Source organism: Ensifer sp. ENS09 (assembly GCF_014852425.1).
GTDB lineage: Bacteria > Pseudomonadota > Alphaproteobacteria > Rhizobiales > Rhizobiaceae > Ensifer.
Map to the genome: position 1 here is coordinate 396,655 of NZ_JACVBP010000003.1, position 20,683 is coordinate 417,337.

The 20,683-nt window shown below is 57.3% G+C and carries 15 protein-coding genes and 1 pseudogene; 10 read left to right on the plus strand and 6 right to left on the minus strand.

Translation table 11 applies throughout. From position 1 onward, the window contains the following. Window positions 1–142: 142 nt before the first annotated feature. Together IB267_RS16870 and serA are read left to right on the plus strand one after the other, a co-directional pair. Window positions 143–824 (plus strand): annotated as a pseudogene (locus tag IB267_RS16870) (GSU2403 family nucleotidyltransferase fold protein); the annotation flags it as partial. Window positions 825–1,104: 280 nt separating this feature from the next. Next, window positions 1,105–2,343, plus strand: coding sequence for a phosphoglycerate dehydrogenase (gene serA, locus IB267_RS16875; RefSeq protein WP_192448637.1), 1,239 nt, complete (start codon window positions 1,105–1,107; stop codon window positions 2,341–2,343). Here the strand turns inward: serA and IB267_RS16880 are convergent. Genes IB267_RS16880 through IB267_RS16890 form a run of 3 tightly spaced genes read right to left on the minus strand, consistent with a single transcriptional unit; the run spans window position 2,337 to window position 4,188 of the window. After that, entirely contained in the window at window positions 2,337–3,557 is a 1,221-nt protein-coding gene (locus IB267_RS16880; RefSeq protein WP_192448638.1) for a site-specific integrase, read from the minus strand. The genes serA and IB267_RS16880 overlap by 7 nt on opposite strands. Next, the gene (locus IB267_RS16885) at window positions 3,530–3,934 is read right to left on the minus strand and encodes a type II toxin-antitoxin system VapC family toxin (protein WP_192448639.1); all 405 of its coding nucleotides are present in this window, start codon (window positions 3,932–3,934) and stop codon (window positions 3,530–3,532) included. Before IB267_RS16885 ends, IB267_RS16880 begins: the two co-directional genes overlap by 28 nt. After that, window positions 3,931–4,188, minus strand: a complete 258-nt coding sequence (locus tag IB267_RS16890) for a type II toxin-antitoxin system VapB family antitoxin (RefSeq protein ID WP_192448640.1) — start codon at window positions 4,186–4,188, stop codon at window positions 3,931–3,933. The genes IB267_RS16885 and IB267_RS16890 overlap by 4 nt, the downstream gene beginning before the upstream one ends. A gap of 186 nt (window positions 4,189–4,374) precedes the next feature. Here IB267_RS16890 and IB267_RS16895 point away from each other — a divergent pair, with 186 nt between their 5' ends. From IB267_RS16895 to IB267_RS16905, 3 genes are read left to right on the plus strand one after another with little or no spacing between them, the layout of a single operon-like run. Then, window positions 4,375–5,523, plus strand: a complete 1,149-nt coding sequence (locus tag IB267_RS16895) for an RHE_PE00001 family protein (protein ID WP_192448641.1) — start codon at window positions 4,375–4,377, stop codon at window positions 5,521–5,523. 27 nt (window positions 5,524–5,550) lie between these two features. Beyond that, a complete protein-coding gene (locus IB267_RS16900; protein WP_192448642.1) occupies window positions 5,551–6,060 on the plus strand; it encodes a GIY-YIG nuclease family protein in 510 nt (169 codons plus the stop codon). A gap of 22 nt (window positions 6,061–6,082) precedes the next feature. Next, window positions 6,083–7,150 (plus strand): hypothetical protein, encoded by a 1,068-nt coding sequence (locus IB267_RS16905; RefSeq protein WP_192448643.1) that lies wholly within the window; start codon window positions 6,083–6,085, stop codon window positions 7,148–7,150. A 1,199-nt stretch (window positions 7,151–8,349) separates the two neighbouring features. Here the strand turns inward: IB267_RS16905 and IB267_RS16910 are convergent. The 3 genes from IB267_RS16910 to IB267_RS16920 form a co-directional block, all read right to left on the minus strand. Further along, window positions 8,350–8,850 carry a hypothetical protein gene (locus IB267_RS16910; RefSeq protein ID WP_192448644.1) on the minus strand — a complete coding sequence of 167 codons (501 nt, stop codon included), beginning with the start codon at window positions 8,848–8,850 and terminating at the stop codon, window positions 8,350–8,352. A 433-nt stretch (window positions 8,851–9,283) separates the two neighbouring features. Further along, on the minus strand, window positions 9,284–10,546 hold the full coding sequence (locus tag IB267_RS16915) for a three-Cys-motif partner protein TcmP (protein WP_192448645.1): 1,263 nt from the start codon (window positions 10,544–10,546) through the stop codon (window positions 9,284–9,286). A 21-nt stretch (window positions 10,547–10,567) separates the two neighbouring features. Then, the gene (locus IB267_RS16920; protein ID WP_192448646.1) at window positions 10,568–11,347 is read right to left on the minus strand and encodes a phage Gp37/Gp68 family protein; all 780 of its coding nucleotides are present in this window, start codon (window positions 11,345–11,347) and stop codon (window positions 10,568–10,570) included. A 384-nt stretch (window positions 11,348–11,731) separates the two neighbouring features. Here IB267_RS16920 and IB267_RS16925 point away from each other — a divergent pair, with 384 nt between their 5' ends. The 5 genes from IB267_RS16925 (at window position 11,732) to IB267_RS16945 (ending at window position 20,140) form a co-directional block, all read left to right on the plus strand. Further along, complete coding sequence (locus IB267_RS16925) at window positions 11,732–13,015, plus strand: SIR2 family protein (RefSeq protein WP_192448647.1); 1,284 nt, start codon at window positions 11,732–11,734, stop codon at window positions 13,013–13,015. Continuing rightward, on the plus strand, window positions 13,012–15,081 hold the full coding sequence (locus tag IB267_RS16930) for an ATP-binding protein (RefSeq protein WP_192448648.1): 2,070 nt from the start codon (window positions 13,012–13,014) through the stop codon (window positions 15,079–15,081). The genes IB267_RS16925 and IB267_RS16930 overlap by 4 nt, the downstream gene beginning before the upstream one ends. 111 nt (window positions 15,082–15,192) lie before the next feature. Further along, complete coding sequence (locus IB267_RS16935; RefSeq protein ID WP_192448649.1) at window positions 15,193–16,479, plus strand: DUF4062 domain-containing protein; 1,287 nt, start codon at window positions 15,193–15,195, stop codon at window positions 16,477–16,479. A gap of 165 nt (window positions 16,480–16,644) precedes the next feature. Continuing rightward, window positions 16,645–19,362 carry a toll/interleukin-1 receptor domain-containing protein gene (locus tag IB267_RS16940; protein WP_192448650.1) on the plus strand — a complete coding sequence of 906 codons (2,718 nt, stop codon included), beginning with the start codon at window positions 16,645–16,647 and terminating at the stop codon, window positions 19,360–19,362. Continuing rightward, window positions 19,346–20,140 (plus strand): hypothetical protein, encoded by a 795-nt coding sequence (locus tag IB267_RS16945; protein ID WP_192448651.1) that lies wholly within the window; start codon window positions 19,346–19,348, stop codon window positions 20,138–20,140. The genes IB267_RS16940 and IB267_RS16945 overlap by 17 nt, the downstream gene beginning before the upstream one ends. The last annotated feature ends 543 nt before the right edge of the window (window positions 20,141–20,683 follow it).

Genomic DNA, 20,683 nt, shown 5'->3' on the forward strand with positions numbered 1-20,683 from the left:
CGCTTTCGCATGGAACGCGTAAGAACGTTTTGTCGCCGCGCTGGCATTTTAAGCGTTTGAAAATACGACAATAAATACAAATATTGCCGGCCGGCAACTTTACGACACGCCGTTGATGCTCACCTTAGTGGTTTGATCACTTGCCGGGATCCTTGGCGTGCGTTTGCCCATGGCAGCGGTCCTTACAGGTGATGCGGACATTACACAGGACTCCGCAGTCAGCCATGAAGTTGAAGATAGCCTACCTCCGATCGTGGACCTGCTTCAGACCATTGATCCAAGCTTCCGCCCGGGCCCGCATCGAGCAGCGGCGGCGGCCTCTTCTGCGTTCGTCAGCAGTTCTGGCTATCGCTTGGAGTTCCTGACCTCAAACAGAGGTAGCGGCGACTACACCTATCAACCGGCGAAGATGCGAGACCCCGGTAGGGCCAGCGCGTATCCACTTCGGTTCCTTTATTTCTCGATAACGGACCCTGTTCGAACGATCTTGCTTCACAAGTCCGGGGGTCCCCGTAACAGTCCCTGCACCTGAGCGATACGCTGTCCATAAACTTGTCGTGGCTTCGCGCTGACACAACGACGGACCGAGCGCAATCAAGCGGGATAAGGATGTTCGACAGGCAGCACTACTCTTCGAGGCTCTCCAGCAAACGCGAAGGGCAGCCGACCTCGCACTTGTATACAACGAAGCGTGGGATCGCGGCGCTCAGTGGCAGAGCGGCATCCGCATCGGTGCGGGAATGCTCACCGAAGATGAGCGGGGCCGACTTAGGGACGGTCTCAGAGCAGTGGAGATCGGCGAAGGCCTAGCCATGCCGTTCTAGGACCGCAGAAAAGGGGACCGCATGATAACCAATACGCCCCGCGCAGGGGGAGCCGGTATCCGCGGGATCGACCATTCGTTGGTCGGGTTTTCCGGTCGGTTGGGAGGGCCGGAAGCCTAGGCCATCCATTCTTGCCAACCTTTGGCTTAAAAGCATGGAAAAACCGCGGTATCTTGAGATTTGTTCGCGGTATCAGTGTGTTGATATTAGCCTGTCCAGCCGCTTAAATCTTCATGGCCAACCAAGCCACATCTGTCTTCCGGAAATCGGAGCAACATATATGAACCGCCAACTTTCTCTCCCACGTGACCGAATTTCCGTGCTTCTACTGGAAGGTATTAGCCAGACCGCCGTGGACTACTTTTCGTCGTCCGGCTACACCAACCTCATTCATTTGCCGAAGGCGCTCGACGACAAGGATCTTAAGCGCCACATCGCCGAGGCGCATATCATTGGCATTCGTTCCCGCACGCAGCTGACAGACGAGATTCTCGAATCCGCCAGGAAATTGATCGCCGTTGGCTGTTTTTCCGTCGGTACGAACCAAGTCGATCTGGATGCAGCTCGTCGGCGCGGCATTCCGGTGTTCAACGCACCCTATTCAAATACGCGATCGGTGGCCGAGCTTGTGATCGGCGAGATTATCATGCTGACACGGCAGATTTTTCCGCGCTCGGCTTCCGCGCATCAAGGTGGGTGGGAGAAAACCGCTGTCGGCAGCCGGGAGGTCCGCGGCAAAACGCTGGGCATTGTCGGCTATGGAAATATCGGATCGCAGCTCAGCGCGCTTGCCGAAAGCATGGGCATGGTCGTGCGCTACTTCGATCTTTCTGATCGGCTGCGCCGGGGCAATTCGGAGTCTATGGCCTCCCTCGGCGAACTTCTTGAGATCTCTGACTATGTGACAATGCATGTTCCCGAGACATCGTCGACGCATAATATGATCACCGAAACCGAATTGCGTCGCATGAAGAAGGGCGCCATCTTCATCAACAATTCCCGTGGCACCGTTGTCGATCTCGACGCGCTTGCGAAAGTCCTGAAGGACGGGCATCTGGCGGGTGCCGCGGTCGACGTGTTCCCCAAGGAGCCGGCATCGAACAACGAGCGTTTTGAGACGCCGTTGCAAGGCTTGAGCAATGTCATCCTGACGCCGCATATCGGCGGCTCAACTGAGGAAGCCCAAGAGCGCATCGGTGGGGAGGTTTCAAGGAAGCTGGTCGAGTATTCCGACATCGGCTCAACGATGGGCGCGGTTAACTTTCCGCAAGTACAGCTGCCCGAGCGCCCGAACGGCACGCGTTTCATTCACGTGCATGAAAACCGCCCTGGAATGCTTATTCAGCTCAACGAAATCTTCTCGTCGCGCGGGCTGAACATCGTCGCTGAGTTCCTTCAGACGCTTGGCGACACGGGCTATGTCGTGGTCGAGGCCGATGGAATTTCCACAAATGCCGACGAGATTCTTCAGGCTCTGCGCGGAATTCCCGGAACGATACGAACGCGATTGGTCTACTGAGCGCCGTTAGGGCCGTCAGACCCAGATTCCTCCCAGACGATCAGTCGCGCCGCTCGCCCGTTCTTGCGTTCGGCGTTGTTGTAATAGCTCGCCGCCTGGGTGACGGACTTGTGCAGCGACTGCTGCATCGCTTCGGGAAGGGGGATACCGCGATTAGCCGCCTCGGTCAGGTAGCCTGATCGCAGTCCATGCGCCGAAAACAGCGCCGGGTCGAGCCCGGCCTGTTTGCAGCGGCTCTTCAGGATGAGGTTGACGGACTGCGGGGTCAAAGTCCGCCGATCGACATTTCCCCACTGGTCGATACGCCGGAACACCGGCCCTTCCTTGATCTGAGCCTCAGCGAGCCAGCGCTTCAGCGCCGATACCGGCCGTCCGATCAGGATCACACGTTCGTCCTCATCGCTTGTCGTTGTTTTCGTGCGGCCGAGGCGGATCGAAAGGCAGGGAAGGGAAGGGGAGGCGGCGTCGTTCGGATCGGCACGAACCGGATCTTCGTCGACGAGATCGTCGACCCGCAGCGCTGCCACTTCGGATCGCCGCCGCCCGCCAGAGGCAAACGCCGCCAGAAGCAGAGCCCGGTCGCGCAGATCCACCAGGCGCTCGCCGGCACAGGCCTCGAGTAACTTGGCCAGAATGTCGGCCGTGACAGCCTTCTTGCTTTTGCGCTGTCGTGGTCTCGCACTCGCGCGCACAGCAAGCCGCAACGCGGATTTGAGTGAAGGGCCGTCAAAGCAACCTTGTAAGCCCCGCCACTTGGTCAGGATCGACCAGCTCGTCAGCCGTCGGCGCACCGTGTCGGGAGCATGGGGACCTTTTGCTCGCAGCAAGCGCCGGTCGCGCAAGCCGGCTTCTACGTCGAGCGGCATGCCATGGTCCGGCTCCTCGGCGCGCTTGACCGGGTCCCAGAGATGATGGGCGACGAATTTGAGCAGCAGGCTTTCCGGCGCCGGCCAGGGGAGGGGGCTTTCCGTGGCCAGCTGGCACCAGGCCTCGAGATAGCCGAGATCTGACGCCAGCGCTCTGAGCGTGTTGTGACCCATGCCTTCATTGGCAAGATGCTTGAGTGTCGCGACGTCGTCGTCGGTCAACAGGACGGCAAGCTGGTCTCGGCGATCGAACGGCAGGATGGCGTCGAGCGCGTCGAGTTCTTCTGCGCGCTTGTGCGTCGCGGTGGAGAGCGGCTCGTTCAAAGGCCGGTTGACGCGGGGTGGCATTTCAGATCGGTCTTTCCGAAATCATGCCCCTTGTAGAGAAGGGGTGCCTTGGCGATCCTCGCGACCGCATAGGAAAAGCAGTCGCCCATGTTGAGCGTGGCCGGATGGCGACCCTTGCCGAAGCGGTCGAACGCTTGTTCCGCTTCGCGGTAATGTGCCTCGTCGAACGCAATCGCCGTAACGTTGGGCAACTGGGAAAGCTGATCGACGATTTTTGAAGCGTTGGGAAATCCTTTGCCGGTCAGCACCATGCGCGACTCCAGCAGGGTCGGCCAGCCGATCGCGACGGCCTCTCGGCCAACCAGCGCCGTGAATCGTTCGGCCTCGGGCTCCCCGAGCGCCATCGCCAAAATGGCCGACGTGTCGACAGCGATCATCGCGGCAAACCGTGTTCGTCGTAGAAATCGTCATGCGCGGAGGTTGTGCCGGCCGGGACCGCACGCCGGCCTTCGGCCATCAAATCCGCCAGCACATCGATTGGCGTCCGGGCAGACTGCTGGCGCAGTTCGTTGTCGTAGCGCTCGAGGGCGCGCTCGACGAGTTTGCTCATCGGCATGCCGGTCCGACGGGCCAGCGCGTGCGCCAATTCTTTGGCTTTGGCGCTGCGGATGGAAAGCTGCGGCTCGGACATTGGGCAATTTCCTAATCAAAATTCAGCCTTCAAGATAGTCATCGCGCACGAAGATGGCAAGAAACTGCGACGAGATGGCTCACTATCGATACTGAGTACCTATCGATAGTGAGAAGCACTTCTAAAGGCCATACCAAGTGAGGAACTTTAACTTTGAGATAGAGTTCGCTTAGGAAATCATTTACCATGATTTCAATGCCTTACGATCTTGCCAAATTGCCCATCCAGAGCCTGCTGCGGCCGATCTCCGACGCCGGCATCGCGCTCGCCCGTCTCGACGAGCGCATTGCCCGCTCTCCGGCCGGCGACGGCTTTCTCGAACGAACCCATTTTGCCGATGCCTGCGCCTCGCTTTGGATCGACGGCGAACTCGTCCACCTCGAAGACCTGGTGCTGCACGACGCCGGCCACGACATCCGCACGCCGACCCACGAACTGACCATTGCCCGCGACGTGCTGCGCACCCGCAGGCGCATGGCAGCGCAACCGCCCGGCTGGGCGCTCAGTCCCGACGGTCTTCGCAGCCTCCGGCAGACGGGGTCTGGAGCACCAGTCCCTTCCGGCAGTACGGTCGGACGCGTCGGTGCAACGGCCGATCCTGCATCTGTCGAAGCAGGGGAGGGGGAGGGGACATCTGAGCAGGATCCCAATCCGTTCGACGCTGAGTTGGCTGACATCGACGCTGTGCTCGCCCGATCGGACGCTGCCATTGAAGAGGCAAGGCGGACCGGCCACGCCGAAAACGCTCGGGCGGAAAAGGATACGCTGGTCTACGATCTCGATTGGGACGAGGACGAGCGTCTCGAGGAATGGCGCGGTGTGCTCGCCGTGACGGGCGATCTGCCGCCGGTGCTGCAGGCGATCATTGTCCTCGACGCCTGGAACCAACTCGCTGTGCTGCAGCATGCGCCCTGGCTTGGCCGGCTGCTGGCTGCGTCGATCCTGCGCCAGGCCGGCATCACCACTGCGTCGCATCTCACCGCCTTCAATCTTGGCCTGAAATCCATCCCCCTCGATCGGCGTAGGCATCGCGATCGAGAGACCCGGTTGTCGGCCATTGTCCAAGGGCTGTTGGCGGCGGCGGAGATCGGCATGAAAGAGCACGACCGGCTGACGCTGGCCAAGACGATGCTGGACCGAAAGCTGGAGGGGAGGCGGACATCTTCAAAACTGCCGGAGCTGGTCGAGCTCGTGATGGCCAAGCCTCTCGTGTCGGCCGGCATGGTGGCTAAGACGCTCGAGGTGACGCCGCAGGCGGCGCGGCGGATTGTTTTGGAGCTTGGCCTCAGGGAGATGACGGGGAGGGGGAGGTTTCGGGCGTGGGGAGTGATCTAGTATGAAGAGCGGCTTGGGGAGGGATCCATGACGGTTTATTTCGTAACCGAGCTCGATAATAGTTTGTCGGGCAGGTTCTATATAAAAATAGGGCGATCGAAGGCGCTCAGGCGCCGCCTTTCGGATTTGCAGACCGGCAACAGGCGCAGAATTGCGCTGATGGGAGAGATAAGGACATCTTCGGTCGAGGAGGACTGCGAGATCGAGAGACAGTTACATGACCTTTTCCGAAGTAAACATGATGCGCGAGAATGGTTCTTTCTAACGCCGGAGGACGTCATCGATAGTTTGAAGCGATATTCATCCAGGGCTTATATCGCGATAGGCCAAGATGCTTTCGAGATCATCTCATACGATCGTGACGCTGTTCCCGAGTTCGCAAGTCCTTGGCTCTGGGGAGACACAGATCTGTATGAGTTTTGCCCGAACTGTGGTTGGGCATGTGGATGGACGTATAGCGAGAATTTTGGAGGTGATCTTTGCTTAGAGTGCGGCGCTTCCGAGCACGATTATGACAGGCCGGGGCCAGATGAATGAGCGGGAGCCGATAGGGGCAACGATGAAGCGTGTGAAGCGAAACCCGGCCAAATTCGACACTATCGAATTGTACACCGCGGTCGGCCGGGATCGCGGCTATAAACTCAATGTCGCGGGAGATATCGAGAGCTTCCTCGACACCATGAAGGACTCCCTTCGAGCATCGCAGACGAATCCCCTCCTGCTGCACGGAAAGCGAGCAGAGGCGCTATTCGCCCATGTCGCAGGTGCCTTGGGTCAATGCAGATTTATCAAACGGGAGGATGCCGGCGACATTTTCACGGCGGGAGGAAATATCATCGCGCCAGACTACAGAATCGTTCTGGCAGACGGCACAGCGCTTCTGGTTGAAGTTAAGAACTTTTATCTCAAATCATTCGACAAGGAGTTCACGATCCCTGCCAAGACATTGGAAGGGCTTGGGCAATATGCTGAGCTCAACGGACTTCCGTTGAAAATCGCGATCTACTTCTCGAACCTGAACAACTGGGTCCTACTGTCGAAGGCTGCCTTCAAAAGGGACGGCAAGCACTTTTCGATATCCTTTGCGAGGGCGATGGCGGTCAACGAAATGGCGACTTTGGGCGATCGGACTATCGCGACACTCCCGAGACTGTCTGTTGAGTTTCGTACGACACCTGAGCTGGCGATGAAGCCCGATGCGAACTCCGAAGTGGTCTTCACCATCAAGTCGATAAGGTTCGAGTGTGGGCATACCGAAGTTATTGGCGACGAAGCTCGGGAGATCGCCTTTTACCTCATGAGATATGGTCGGTGGCCCTGTGGTGAGCAGATCCCTCTGTTCGACGGAGAGAAAGTTATCGCGCTTCAATTTGTGTTCGAACCCGAAGAAGTTCATCCCGAGCAAGGGTTCGAGACGATCGGTTGGCTCAGTCAGATGGTAAGCAGTGCATATCGTGAATTGACTGTCGATGAGTCTGGCGTGATTGCTCTTGATGTACGGCACGATCCGGAAATGTTCACGCTTCATATCCCGCAAGGTTTCAAAAGCGAGACACTTCCTTTGTGGCAGTTTGTCCTCCAGCCCAATCCCGAGTTCGGGAGGACGCAGGAGAAGGGGGACGATTAAGTATACTTGGCCGGCATTCACCGCGTCGTTGGCAGGTGGGCGAATGACCAGCCTCGTTGGCCAAAGCGGTTCGCCAGGCGGATCTAAGAGGAAGCAATGGCAGGTGATTTGCATACTCAGCGTGGGAAATGGTCCGAGGCCACCGTCCCCCATAAAGGTTGGAGCTGCGTGGGTGTGGACGACCTTGAGGAGCCCTCTCAGGTTTGCGAGATGTGCGAAAGCGTTGATCAGCTTCGGCAGGCGCTGGGAGACGCCGCAAAACGGATTTATGCAGGATCTCACGTTCCAAATGGCCGGAAGAGGAAGCAGTGTTCTCCGGATGCGTGGACATTGCTTGCGACATGCTGACGAAGTGACCATGGGCGGTCGTTGGCAATGACGACCGCTTAAGGGGTTGGGCTTTGATCATCGGGCGTTGCGACGCCCCCATTGGACCACGGATTCAACCAGCTCAGCCACAGCCGGGCTCCCGACTGTAATGTTGGCGTGGGATTCGATATGATGATAACTCGCAAGCGGTATTGTGCCGGCGACGAAACCTGTCCGCCTGGCCAAAATATTCTTGGTTCTCCTGTTTTCTTGCCAATAGGTAATGACGGCCCTGTCTTTGGAGTTTGTTGCCGCTCCTGGGTGGATCGCTTGGGCAAATGGGTAAGGCAGGTGGTGATGGTGAGCATGAAGTAAGGTCACATCGTACAGGCGTGCGACCAGTGTGCGCATCTCATCAAGGCTACCATCCGTCCCTACGTCCTTGCATTCGATTGCCACACGAGGCCGGCCAACCGGACTTCCACCTGACAGACGAAGTTCCACGCCTACGCTCTGAGGCACGATTGCAACGTCGATTTCATGCATTGCCTGGCTGCGTCCATAGAATTGGATCCCGTTCCAGATCTCCCATGCTGGGCAGGTCCTCCAGCGGAAACCGATCACGCTTGCGTTGTCGGGACCTGCTGAGGCCGGCGCGACTCCCGTTGGCGCGCCACCTCGTTGGACGAACCGACGGTTAGGGTCAGAGGAGCGAATTGTGGTGCCGTCCGAGCGTTGCAACCAAACGGAAAAGCCACTGCTTCGCAGACCGAGCGCCACTTCTGTCATAACAAACAGTTCGAACGCTCTACCTGCGCCGGAGGCGTGAGTAAGCGGGGTCGCCATACCCAATATGGCATTCAGGGCCGCCGAAACGCTTGGAATCACGACTACACCAGCCCCCGAACTTGAGCGGACCAGGCTTCGAGCTCTTTGCGAAGACCCGGCAGTTCTATCGAGGCTGCAATAATGTCATTGCGCCCGAGTTTGCGCTTGCCATCTCCGTCGGCGAGCTCGATCGTCACTTCTTGCGGACCCTGTTTCGGAATGATTGTGGACTTCGCGTCGTTCCCGTTTACGATTGTGTTGAGATTATCTGCAGCTTTACTAAGTTCAGCCAGCGTGGCGTCCAGTCGATCCGCGACGTATTGCACTGCCCACTCGATCTGCTCGTCACCTGATATTGGAGCCGCTTCGCTCGTGGGACTGACGACAAACTCGGGTGAGCTGTCGGTTTGAACATCGCGGCGTGCCCGTGCAAGATTGTCGGGCGATTCCTTGGGGTGCCTCCCCGCTTGGATACCCTCCATAAGCTCGAAAATCATCCAGTCCAACTGCGACGCCCTAAGTGTTTCGAAAAGCTCGAAAAGGCGAGGGTCAAGTGTTGCCATATCAAATCCGGGTCGTCTCTGCCTGTCAGCGTAGTATGCTAGTGGTATGCATCAATAATTGTATTCATTGAGAATATGCAAGGTTAAGTCATGGGCCGGAGCACTTTTCCTATCGCGCCGAAGACGATGGCGGCAAGATGGGCTAGAGTGTGCCGACGGCATGACGTTTTGGATCGCCTGGTATGTTGGAAATAGAGGCCGTGAGCGCCTTCAACTCGCTAGTCCAATCCATTGCCAGCCAAAGCGGCTCATGATTGGACCTGTTCGAGTTTTTCGAGGTGAATTTCAAAGGTGGCGATGGGGAATCGGCAACGAGTTTCGATTTTCGAGCGGCTCGGTGATACAGAAAGAGTAAGGCTGCTCGAGCCAACCGGTATCCTGCACTTTCGACCCGGAAATTGCCTTCGAACTGATGTGAAGGATGCTCCTCACGTTATCGCTTTTGGGGATCGATCTGCGAATTCAGGAACATCGGAAAGAAGCTGCGTTGCGGCTTCAGGCGTAGTACGTCGTTCGTGGCGATGGTGTTCGACGTTCGTCGGGCACCGCCCGCATCGGTCACGATCTCAAGGTCGGGGTTCATCATGACGCTGGCATGGATATCGTCCATGTGGGCTGGCGTCATATTGTAGATGCCCCGGTAAAAGTCGCCGACCTGGATCGCATCCCCGTATTCGTTGACCAGCCGCGGGATATCGTCACTGAGTTGATCGCGCGCGCGCACCCGATCAGCCTCCTCAAACAGGTACAGCCCGCTGGACGGATCGGATGCCGTGTACGATAGCATCCTCAAGCCTGATCTGCCGAAGTGCGCCTGCATAGTGCTATTGCGATGCAGGACGTTGTTGTATTCCTGTCTTGCCCGGTAGTTATTCGAGAAGTGGATGAGCCAGTACCGCCATCCCGTGGGATTGTTGATGGAGAAGGGGCTGACGAACGCCGCGCAATCGTGGAACGACTCGAAAACCACTTTTTCTGCGGATCCGAGCCAGCTGTGATTGCTCATTTGCTCGCCGAGTGCGTCGAGGGCTTCAGGGGTAAGATTGAGGTGCTTTAACTGCTTTCGATATCGCTCAGCGTTTCCCTTGCGCAGGAAGGCGATGAGCGCTTCGATCATGAACGTATAGAATATTTCCGGAGCACGGAACGAGCGCATGATGTCTGTCAGCGTCGAACTGTGTACCTGTGAATGACCGCACTGGTCCAGATTGAACAATACGCTTGGATAGCTACCGCGCTCGAGAAACGCCTTGATCTCGGGATAAGCCTGTTCAAACGGCTTGTTCAAGAATTCGACATGAACATGAAGCTTTGGCTGCGTATCCTTGATCGCCGCCAGCACGGGCGCGACCTGGCTTTTCAAAAAGTCCACGACCTCCGGGTCGTCATCGTTCAAGATCAGCAGACATTCGATGGAGAGTTCGGCCATCTTATCGGCTGCGCGCTGTATGTTGAAAGCCTCTGTTGCAGCTTGCAGTGCCTCGAGAAAGATGATCGGTGAACCTGGGCTGCCGTCTTCATATCGACCGCCGCCAGCAAATCCATCGACGATCGCGACACGGAATTTCGATTGCTGGGGAAGCCGGCAACGAACCCAAAGGTAGCGGTCGAAATATTCTCTGAGTATTTTATGCTTTTGCTTCGTATGATCCTCGAGCTTGGCCCCTTTCGCGAACGTATAAGGCTTGGCAACCATTGAGGATCTCCTGCGATGCAATCAAATTGAGTTGGGAGCCGACGGCATCTCATCCCATACTCGGTCGCGATAGATTCGACCATTCGCTTTCTTCGAGCGGCGCTTGTTATCCTTGCCCCAAGTTCCCCATTGCTTGAAGAAGAACGCGGTATCTGCGTCCTGGCATTGCTCATAGATCTCATCGATCCAGTTCTCGCGGATTGGCCGTGCGGCATGGCCGCTCTCGCCACCGACGATTGCCCAGTGGATACCACTGAGGTCAACATTGCCTACGCTACCGATCAACGGCTCGAAGGAGATGAACCGGATCGCCGCCGGAACGCTGCGCAGAGCGCTGATCCGTTCGGCGACTTCGGCGTTTTCCACGCTGGTACCAAGCCAGACATTCGGCAAAATTTCCATATCGCTACCATTCAGGAAATCGGCCATCCTTTCCGGCCGCTTCGTGAGAATTTGATAATGATGGTGAGGGGTTTGCTTCATGATGTTCCAGACATCGGAAATGAAGTCGTCCGTCACGCCATCATGAAATAGGTCGCTCATGGAGTTCACGAAAATCTTGCGTGGCTTTCTCCATTTCAATGGGATCTGAAGCGCCTCGCGGTCTTCGCGCACTATACCTTTCCAGACCACGCGCTTCCCGCTTCGTCGCGTCAGGCCGACATACTTGTCGATCTTCATAGCGTCGAGCCGCCGCGCCATCTCCATCGCATAGCAGTTCGTACAGCCGGCGCTTACAATTGTGCATCCAGCGACCGGATTCCACGTTGCGTCAGTCCATTCGATCTGGGTTTCGGCCATCTTCTTCGACGCCTCTTTCTTACTTACCTACACGACACCGGCAGATAAAATACAAACGGAGCGTTAATGCTTTGATTCTATTTGATTTGCTAGGCTTGCTTTTTCCGCAATCTTTCGAGCAAATATAGAACAAAATAGGAACTCTGCTAAACAGTGTCAAATCACAGAATTTTCGCTTAGTTGCCTATCGCGCTAGGAACTTCGCCAATTCCTCCATTCTGCTATTTCCTGAAATGACCAACGGGCCAGGGGAGGGTACAATTCCATGAGCAAGCTCCAAACTCTCTGCTTTCGACAATGAACCCACCGATACTCGGTGGCACCATCTCGCTTCAACGAATATCGCACAATCGCTAAACTAAAGGTGGTGATTCGGAGGGCGAGATGGCAGGGATCGGCAAGCATCACTACAGGGCTGGAAGCGCCTCTCATTCGTGTGACGAGATTCCAGCAGACGACAAGGCGATGGCGGAATTCGTTGCCATGCATAGGAAGAAAATCGAGCCCTGGCTTTCAGCCACATTCCAAGCAGAACACCTGAACCTGCTGATCGGAAGTGGCTTCACCACGGCCGTAGGCAAGATCGCCGGATCCGCCGCGACAGGCATGGGCACCATCTCGATCGGAGGTGCATATGAGAAGTACATCAATGAGCATGCGGAAACGATGGCCAAGAAGATGGGCAGAGGATCCGCAAACATCGAGGATCAGTTTCGAAGCGCGCTGGCAGTGCTTGCTGGCCAGGAGATTACGGATCCTGACGACGGAAACGATCTTCGAAACCGCATTAACAGCCAGATGCGCGTCTTTCTCGAATCCTTGCTCGACACGGAAATCGGCATCGCCAAGGCCACCGGCAAGAACTTGATCGAGATGGAGATCGCACTCCAGTCCTTCCTCCTCAGCTTCGCCAGCCGGACGGCATCGCGTGAGCGGCTGCACATTTTCACAACCAACTATGACCGCCTGATCGAACATGGGTGCGATCTCGCGGGGATAAGGATGATCGATCGCTTCGTGGGCGCGTTGAACCCGGTCTTTCGGGCATCCCGCCTGGACGTGGACTATCACTATAACCCGCCGGGCATCCGTGGAGAGCCTCGTTTCATGGAAGGCGTCGTGCGGCTCACAAAGCTTCACGGCTCGCTGGACTGGATCTATGACGACGCGCGTCGAACGATTTCAAGGCTTGGGTTGCCGTTTGGTGCGCCACGGGACCATACAGGCATTCCCAAGGAACCCGTTGACACCGTGATGATCTACCCGAATCCTGCGAAGGACTTCGAGACGACACACTATCCGTACGCCGAGCTGTTCCGGGATTTCGCGGCCTCCGTATGCAGGCCGAATGCTGTCCTCTTCATCTACGGCTACGGCTTCGGCGACGATCACATAAACCGCGTGATCCTTGATATGCTCTCCATTCCTTCGACCCATCTCGTGGTGGCTGCGCGATCTGTGAGCAATAGACTTGAAGCCTTCCTGTCGAAGACGCGCGAGGCGCAGACGACACTGCTCGTCGGGACGCATTTCAGCGACCTCCAGACGATGACCCGGAACTACCTTCCAAAACCAGCTCTCGACTTTATCACAGCCAGGATGACTGCCCTTCTCAAGGAGCGCCCACTGGAAATTGCGGTCACGACCCCTGAGGAGGCGGCGAAGTGAGCTATCCCATCCAGGCCTTGTCGGATCTTGTCATCGGAACCGTTGAGATTGTCTCGCCCGCCGAGATCGTTGTGTCACTGGGTGGAGAAGCGCCGCAGGCCATCGCGTTGAATACTGGGATCCCCACTCCGTTCCCACGGATTAACAGCTACGTCTTGCTTCCAAACGAAGTCGGCGCAACCGTCGCATACGTGACCTGGATCGGTGTTATGAAGTCACCAATGCCGCGCGGTGGCCCGAGAGAGCTGGGCCTGCTGGATCTGCCATTCCCTACAAGAAAGATGAACGTCTCTCCGATCGGCACGCTGCTTCTTCGCAATGGTCGGGATGGGAAGCCGATGCATGAGCTTTCCCGCGGAGTATTGGCTTTTCCATCCGTGGGCGACCAGGTCCTGATCCCTACGCCGGATCAGGTCGCAGCAATCGTGGGTGCTGGTGACACGGATCGCCGGGTGGTGATCGGATCTTCGCCACTCGCGATGGATGCCGACATCATGGTGGATCCGGACAAGATATTCGGTCGCCACTTGGCCGTGCTCGGAAACACAGGAAGTGGGAAATCCTGTTCTGTGGCAGGTCTGATCAGGTGGTCGATCGATGCAGCCGCTGCAGAAAGAAAAAAGGCGGACAAGCAAGGAAAGCCCAACGCCCGGTTCATCATCCTGGATCCCAACGGCGAGTACAGTCGGGCGTTTGCCGATGACCCGGCCAGCGTCCGTGTTTTCCGCGTGCCACCCCTGCAAGGAGATGAGAAGGCACTCAAGGTTCCGGCATGGCTGTGGAACGGAGCTGAATGGAGCACGCTTTCCCATGCCCAGCCAGCCGTCCAGCGCCCGTTGCTTCTGCAGGGCCTGAGAGAGCTCAAGAGCGGTAAGCAACTAGATATCACGCCAGAAGCACAGGTTGCGCGGCTGGTGTCGTCCTATTGCGCATCCATAAGATCGGCGCTCGCGAACGGTCGCCAAGAATACACAGGATTTCCCGGCAACAAGAACTTCGGGGGTATTCTTGTAACATTGTCGGTCGATTGTGAGGTCTGGCCTGGTCGAATCGACGTTTCACACCACGACGCTGTCGGACACGTCCAGTCAACCGTCGAAGCTCTCATTCGCGCGAAACTCGAGCGAGGAAAGTACTGGAGCGATTTCGCAGCCGCTGACCTGGAAGAACTTGCCGCGTCACTCCAAGCGCTGCTTGATTCCCTTCCTGCTGGCCAGGCCGACGAACACATGCATGAGGATGCGCCACTCGCATTCGACGTATCCAGTCTGGCAAGCCATCTGGAAGGACTCGCTGCCCGACAGTCAGCAAACGTCGCGAACTTCGTTTCGACGCTCGGACTGAGGATCCGCGGCATGCTGGCGGATAGCCGCCTTGGAAGTGTCGTGAACGACCCCGATCCTCCGGAATTCAAGGACTGGCTGGAAGACTATGTCGGCGCAAACAACGCCGCAAACGGCAACATCGCTGTAATCGACCTTTCGCTCGTGCCCTCGGACACAGTGCACATCATCGTTTCCGTGCTGGCTCGAGTCGTCTTCGAGGCTCTCCAGCGGTTTCGCCGGGATACTGGCCAGTCACTACCGACGGTGCTCGTGCTGGAGGAGGCCCACAACTTCGTTAAGGGCGCTGGCGCGACTGACCGGGAGAGCTGGAATGCGGCCGACCTTTGCCGGGACATCTTCGAACGTATCTCTCGAGAGGGGCGGAAGTTCGGACTCGGCCTGCTTGTCTCGTCGCAGCGGCCGTCAGAACTCTCGCCAACGCTGCTTGCCCAGTGCAACACATTCCTACTTCATCGCATCGTCAATGATGCCGATCAGAAACTGGTCTCGAAGCTGGTACCTGACAACATCGGCGGCTTGCTTAAAGAGCTTCCCGGCCTTCCATCCAGGCACGCAATCCTCCTGGGATGGGCAGCGCCGATCCCCGTTCTCGTTGAGATGCGGGAACTGAACCATGATCATCGACCGAGGTCCGACGATCCGACTTACTGGGATGTGTGGACCGGTAAGGAGGAACGCGATGTTGACTGGGGCATGCTCGCGGCCGGATGGCAGCAATAGCCTCGAAACGTGATGACGGAAAACGTTTGAACCACAGGTTTTATCCGCGGTGGTGGGTGTCGCCATAGCTGAATTCTTCTATGGTTGCGGTGATTTGGGGCGGGGGTAGGTATGCCGGGCAAGGTGCGTGTATTCATCAGCAGCACGATGGAGGATTTGGCCAATGAGCGTCAGTCTGTCGTCGAACAAGTCGCTGGTCTTGGCCTTGAGCCGGTCAACGCAGAGGGGCTGTTGCCGAATGGTGCGAGCAGCTGGGATCTGCTCGCCGACGAAATCGAGAACTCTCATATCTTTGTTCTATTGATGGGTGATCGGTATGGCTGGATACCTGATCGCGGGCCCGGCGCCGCAATGGACAAATCGGTAACCCACCTTGAAGCGGATCTTGCGAGAGCGTCAGGCCTCCCGATACTTCCGTTTGTAAAACGCCTCAAATATGGCGCAGATTCAGCGAGCCCCGATGCCATCAGGCGCGATAATTTCCGCAAGGAGGTTGGCGCATGGGAAGACGGTCAGTTCCGTGCCGAATTCGACCTCGCCATAGACCTTGGGCGCAAGGTCCGGGAGGCCCTCCAGGGCGTTTTCCAAGACACTTACCTGAAGCGCGCCGTCCGGCAGAAGGAGTTGTCAACCGCCCCATCACCCCAGGCGATTGATCCGATGCCTCCGGTGCCATTGGCCGTGCCCGGCACCTCTGCCGGATCAGTGCTGCTGGCCGGCGCCGGGTTTTCGATCTCGGCCGGCTACCCGACAGCAAGCTCGCTAGCCGAAATACTCGGCAACCGGCTTGGGCTGACCCTGAACGGTTCGGAGATGCTGGCGCGGCATTCGTTTGCGGAAATAGCGTCTTTCGCAGAAAGGAAGATGGGGCGTGTGGCCCTGGTCGGCGTTATTCGGGAATTGCTTGACACCCCCATCCCGGTCAATCCCACCCCTGCTCACATTCTGGCGGTCCAATCTTTTTCCACCATCTTCACGACGAACTACGATCTTTTGTTTGAGCGCGCATGTCAGCTTACGGGAAGGACATATGCCGTCGCGACGCCTCATCGCCCCCTCCCTGGTCCGGCTGCCGTGACCATTTATAAGATCGATGGATCGATCGATGACCCCGACACGCTTGTTCTCACCCACCACGACGCCGCACGCGCCGCGACGGCCAAGGCGTTCTGGGAAGCGGTCAGTGGATTGCTGAACACACACGGCGTTGACGTAATAGGACATTCAATCAGGGACGTCACAAGCCAACGGCTCCTGTCCGCACGAAACCTCTCGCTGCCAGGCACCTACGTGAGCCCGTATCTCGACGAGCTCGACGCAATCAGGCTCGAGACTTACGGCCTCAAGGGCGTCGTCGAGACGGCGGACAGTTTTCTGAACTCATCGAAGTCAACATGACACTATGCAAACTACCGTCGGCATTAAGCGCGCAGGCGCCGTTAGAGAGCAGCAGTCCACGACGTCTGGAATTGGTCGACGCCTGCTTGCATGGAACAATAGAAATCGAAATCTGAGCAATCCCCAGGGGCTCAATGTAGGGCCGGGGTTGTCGCCGGGGGGCACATGGCAGAAAGCGCGAATGCCGATGATATCTTCCTTCTTTATAATGAGAAGGAAGAAGATATTGATCCAATTGCTCAAACCCTGAAATCAGCCGGCCTTTCAGTATATTTCTATCGGCGGGATTTGCCCGTCGGGAGCGATATCCAGGCGGTTGAATCCGAGAAGCTCCGGTCGGCGCGAGCTGTGGTCGTGCTGCTTGGCAAGCACGGCTGGGGACCTACCCAGAGAGAGATTGCTTTTCAGGCAGAGAGCCTCCAGAAGATTATCGTTCCGGTCTTAATCGATGAGCCGCCCGCCGATGCTCTGACCGACGTAGACGGCATGTTCCAGCGCAGGCGCCGCATTGACTTTCGCGAACGTGCGGTTATCGGACATGTCGAGCTCGCCCTCGAGATACAAAATCTCCTTGATCCCGCCGATGAGGCCAAATCGCCGCGCTACGACGACATCTTCAAGACCCTGTTCGATGGTAGTGAGGCTGATAGGCTGGAATTGCTGAACTGGATCATCGCAAACGGCTTCAGAGACGCTCAAACTCTCGCAGATAAGCTCGTCGACGCGATCGTTGGCGATTTTTCTCCAACGCGTCAAAATCCGTTCGAGGCATCGATCCGCGATCCGAACCGGCTTCCCGCTGCACGATCGTGGATGCTGAGCGTACTGCTATGGCTTCGCGTTGAGGACGATAACCACACCAAGGTCATTCTCGATCATGTCGATCACGCGAACGAGAATGACAGAGCGGTCCGATTTTGGACTTTAGCGGGGATCATCCAGACTGACCGATCCTGCCGCGCCGCAGCAATAGAACAGGCCCTCGACGATCCGTCTCCTGAGGTGGCGGGGTTGGCTCGCGTTGCTCGGGACCCGTCGGATGATGCCGTGCTGAACGATCTCAGAGTGGCCCTCGCGTCAGACAGGTTCGAGACTGTTTGGTGGGTCCTACGGGTCCTGCGCATCTTCCCGGTTCCTTCCCTGGCAGCGGACGTTGTCAACCAGCTCGGCCGAACGGCGGACGGAAGGTCGTTGGCTTACGACGCACTCTTTGCACTCTCGAGCGCGTCTATGAGGAATGCTGCGCGACCACACATCCTGCAAAACATGGGCTTGACGGCCCTCGCACGCATCGTCGTTGTGGAATCGAGGAATTCCACGCCCATTTCACTTGATGCCTTCGCGCGCGTACTCTCTGCGTTTGAACGAGGTGAGGCAACGCAGGCCCTTGAGACCGCCGCCGAAGACGCGGAAGATCGGCGGCTTGTGGGCCGGCTCATCGACAGGATCGAGGCGCATCAGGCTGCTGTGACTGAGACTGATCCCAGGCTGCCGGGGCATGCACCTGACATTATCGACATTGGCAAGGATGACATTGGTATCCGGCGTGACGTCCAGACACTGACGTCGGTCATGCTGTCGCGAGAGGTCGAACCTCCTCTGGCTATCGGCCTTTTCGGGGAATGGGGATCGGGAAAGAGCTTCTACATCAAGTCGCTCGAGGCAGAGGTCAAAGCGATATCAAATCGCCCTGCGGGAGGTCCTTATTGCACCCGGGTGGCGCAGATTAATTTCAACGCCTGGCACTACGTCGACACCAACCTATGGGCAAGCCTGGTAAGCCACATCCTTGAAAGCCTTGCGGTGTACCTGAAGCCCTCGAAAACTCCGGAAGAGCAGCGGGCTGCGTTGGCGAGTGAACTTGCCAGCGCCAAGGAAGGGGTGGCAATTGCGACTGAAGAGCAAAAGCTTGCAGCTGAGCTCCTGAAAACCTCCACCGCGGAGCTACAGCAAAAGGTTTTCGAGCGTGAGCATTCCGAAGTACGATTGCGCGACCTGCGAGCACAAGACCTTTCAGATATACTCAAAGACGATAAAGCGCTGGCTGAAACTTTACACGGCGCCTTCGATATGGTCGGCGCGCCTGCCCTTCTGGAAAGCGCCTCGGAGTTGGAACGAGCTATTAGGGACGTCTATTCCACGACAGGAAAAGCTAAAGCGTTCTTTGTTTCCATCTTCACGGGCCGGAATGCGCTGATTGTTCTGCTTGGGATGTTGATCGTGCTTGGGCTGCCGCCGCTTGCATTCGCCTTGCGTGCGCACATCGGCGACTATGTTGCAAACGCTTCAGCCGTATTGGGGACAATTACAGCCATCTTTGGATCTGCTGCCATGGTATTGAAGACCGCGGTGACCAAGTTCAAGACTGGACTGGAGGCGTTGTCATCCGCGAAATCCAAGATTGATGCGCGATTGGCTGACAAACGAGCAGTCGTATCGGCCGAGGAAAAACGACTTCAGGAACAGGTTGCCGATGCATTGGCGCAGGAAGCCGCGGCCTCCGGACGGGTAGAAGCTGCTGCCACTCGGGTGCGGGAGATCGAGGAGAGGCTCACAGCCTTAAAAGATAGCCAGTCACTTGGCTATTTCATCACGGAACGAACCAAGTCCGACGACTACCGTCGCCATCTCGGTCTGATCGCCACCATTAGGAAAGACTTCGACGGGTTGGTGGAGAGAATTCAGAATGAGGCCGACGGCGTCGACCGGATCGTCCTTTATATCGACGATGTTGACCGATGCCCTCCCGAGATGGTGGTCGAGATTCTGCAGGCGGTCCACTTGCTGCTCGCATACAAGCTGTTTGTCGTGATCGTAAGCGTTGACCCCCGGTGGCTCCAAATCGCTTGGCTCGAGCATTCCACAGATGCAGTCAGAAAATGACGCTCAGGCTGACGCGGTGGCGACGCCCCAGGACTACCTCGAGAAGATCTTCCAGATCCCATTCACGGTCCGCCCGATGGGAAAGCCTGGATTTGGAAGATTGATGGATCGCCTGCTCACACCAGCCACGGAAGATATAGAACTGACTGAATTGGCGGCCGAGGGCGTGGCGCCGCGCGCGGGAGGAGCCTCGCAGGGCGAAACGCCGGCGAACGACAGTGACGTAACGCAGCAACTCTCGTCGGAGGGGAACATTGATCCGTCGCCGGATGTAGCCACGGCACCATCTGAGCTGAAACCGGTTGAGCTCGCTGTGCCGGCGCAGGCCCTATCCATCACTCCGGTCGAAACAGAGTTTGCCCATGGCCTCTATATGCTCCTTGCCACCCCGCGCAGTGCAAAGCGCTTTGCGAACATATATCGCTTGTTGAAGGCCTCCTTGTCGGCTGAAGCATTGCCAGCCTTCGAAGGTCGATCAGCAGTTCCTGGCACCTTCCAGCTACCCATGCTGTTGCTGGCGCTCCTGGTTGGCAAGCCCCAGCTGGCGGCGAAGCTGTTTCCCAAATTTCTGGCTGGCGCGCAATCAAATGACGATGACTGGTGGGAGACGGGATGGAAGGGTTTGGGGCGCTCGGAAGAAGAAATCAGAAGCCTTCTCGCCCCGACTGTCGAGGTCGGTTACTTCCCTGGGTCACCGCAACATGCGGTGCAATGGTTGCCGCAGGTCGCGCGCTACTCGTTCATGACAGCAAGCATATTCATCAAGGAGACGGCTTAAATTCAAACGGTCCCCTCGAACATTGCTTGGTCCCGAGGGAAAGAGTCGAGTTGACAGGATGTCCACAACATGACCGCACCAAGCTTCTACGCTGCCATACTGGATCAGATGGATCTCGCTCTTGAGCACATCGAAAAGGGCGGCTGTTGGTTTCCGCGCAGAACTGAGCCGGTTAGGCGCATAAGGGGATGCGTAGGAATACATGAACTACCTCCTGGTGGTCCAAGTTTTCGTCCGCATCCCCAACCGGCTCAGTTCTGCGCGGAAACCAACACTAGCCCTTGGAAAGTCCGCGCCGCCCCAACCTAAGAAGCTCATGCCCGCCTTGGGACGCAAAGGTGCGCCGGCTCGCCCGTGTCCGCTTCTGGGCTCCGACTACCGGCAGGGCAATGACCAAGATTAGGGCGCATAGCAGAAATCATTTCTGTACGGGGGCCGTCAGAACTCAGGCGGCTTCTGCAATAAGTGACACGAGCAGATGTATGGGACAATCGACCCTGCCCAAATCTTTCCGGTGAACGGCTTGATTATTACGACTTGCCA

Coding starts and splice junctions, on each gene's coding strand:
- IB267_RS16905 (WP_192448643.1), top strand. CDS start 6,083: ATGAAGCGTGTGAAGCGAAACCCGGCCAAATTCGACACTATCGAATTG.
- IB267_RS16920 (WP_192448646.1), bottom strand. CDS start 11,347: ATGGCCGAAACCCAGATCGAATGGACTGACGCAACGTGGAATCCGGTC.
- IB267_RS16890 (WP_192448640.1), bottom strand. CDS start 4,188: ATGTCCGAGCCGCAGCTTTCCATCCGCAGCGCCAAAGCCAAAGAATTG.
- IB267_RS16900 (WP_192448642.1), top strand. CDS start 5,551: ATGACGGTTTATTTCGTAACCGAGCTCGATAATAGTTTGTCGGGCAGG.
- IB267_RS16940 (WP_192448650.1), top strand. CDS start 16,645: ATGGCAGAAAGCGCGAATGCCGATGATATCTTCCTTCTTTATAATGAG.
- serA (WP_192448637.1), top strand. CDS start 1,105: ATGAACCGCCAACTTTCTCTCCCACGTGACCGAATTTCCGTGCTTCTA.
- IB267_RS16945 (WP_192448651.1), top strand. CDS start 19,346: ATGCAGTCAGAAAATGACGCTCAGGCTGACGCGGTGGCGACGCCCCAG.
- IB267_RS16910 (WP_192448644.1), bottom strand. CDS start 8,850: ATGGCAACACTTGACCCTCGCCTTTTCGAGCTTTTCGAAACACTTAGG.
- IB267_RS16925 (WP_192448647.1), top strand. CDS start 11,732: ATGGCAGGGATCGGCAAGCATCACTACAGGGCTGGAAGCGCCTCTCAT.
- IB267_RS16915 (WP_192448645.1), bottom strand. CDS start 10,546: ATGGTTGCCAAGCCTTATACGTTCGCGAAAGGGGCCAAGCTCGAGGAT.
- IB267_RS16895 (WP_192448641.1), top strand. CDS start 4,375: ATGATTTCAATGCCTTACGATCTTGCCAAATTGCCCATCCAGAGCCTG.
- IB267_RS16880 (WP_192448638.1), bottom strand. CDS start 3,557: ATGCCACCCCGCGTCAACCGGCCTTTGAACGAGCCGCTCTCCACCGCG.
- IB267_RS16935 (WP_192448649.1), top strand. CDS start 15,193: ATGCCGGGCAAGGTGCGTGTATTCATCAGCAGCACGATGGAGGATTTG.
- IB267_RS16885 (WP_192448639.1), bottom strand. CDS start 3,934: ATGATCGCTGTCGACACGTCGGCCATTTTGGCGATGGCGCTCGGGGAG.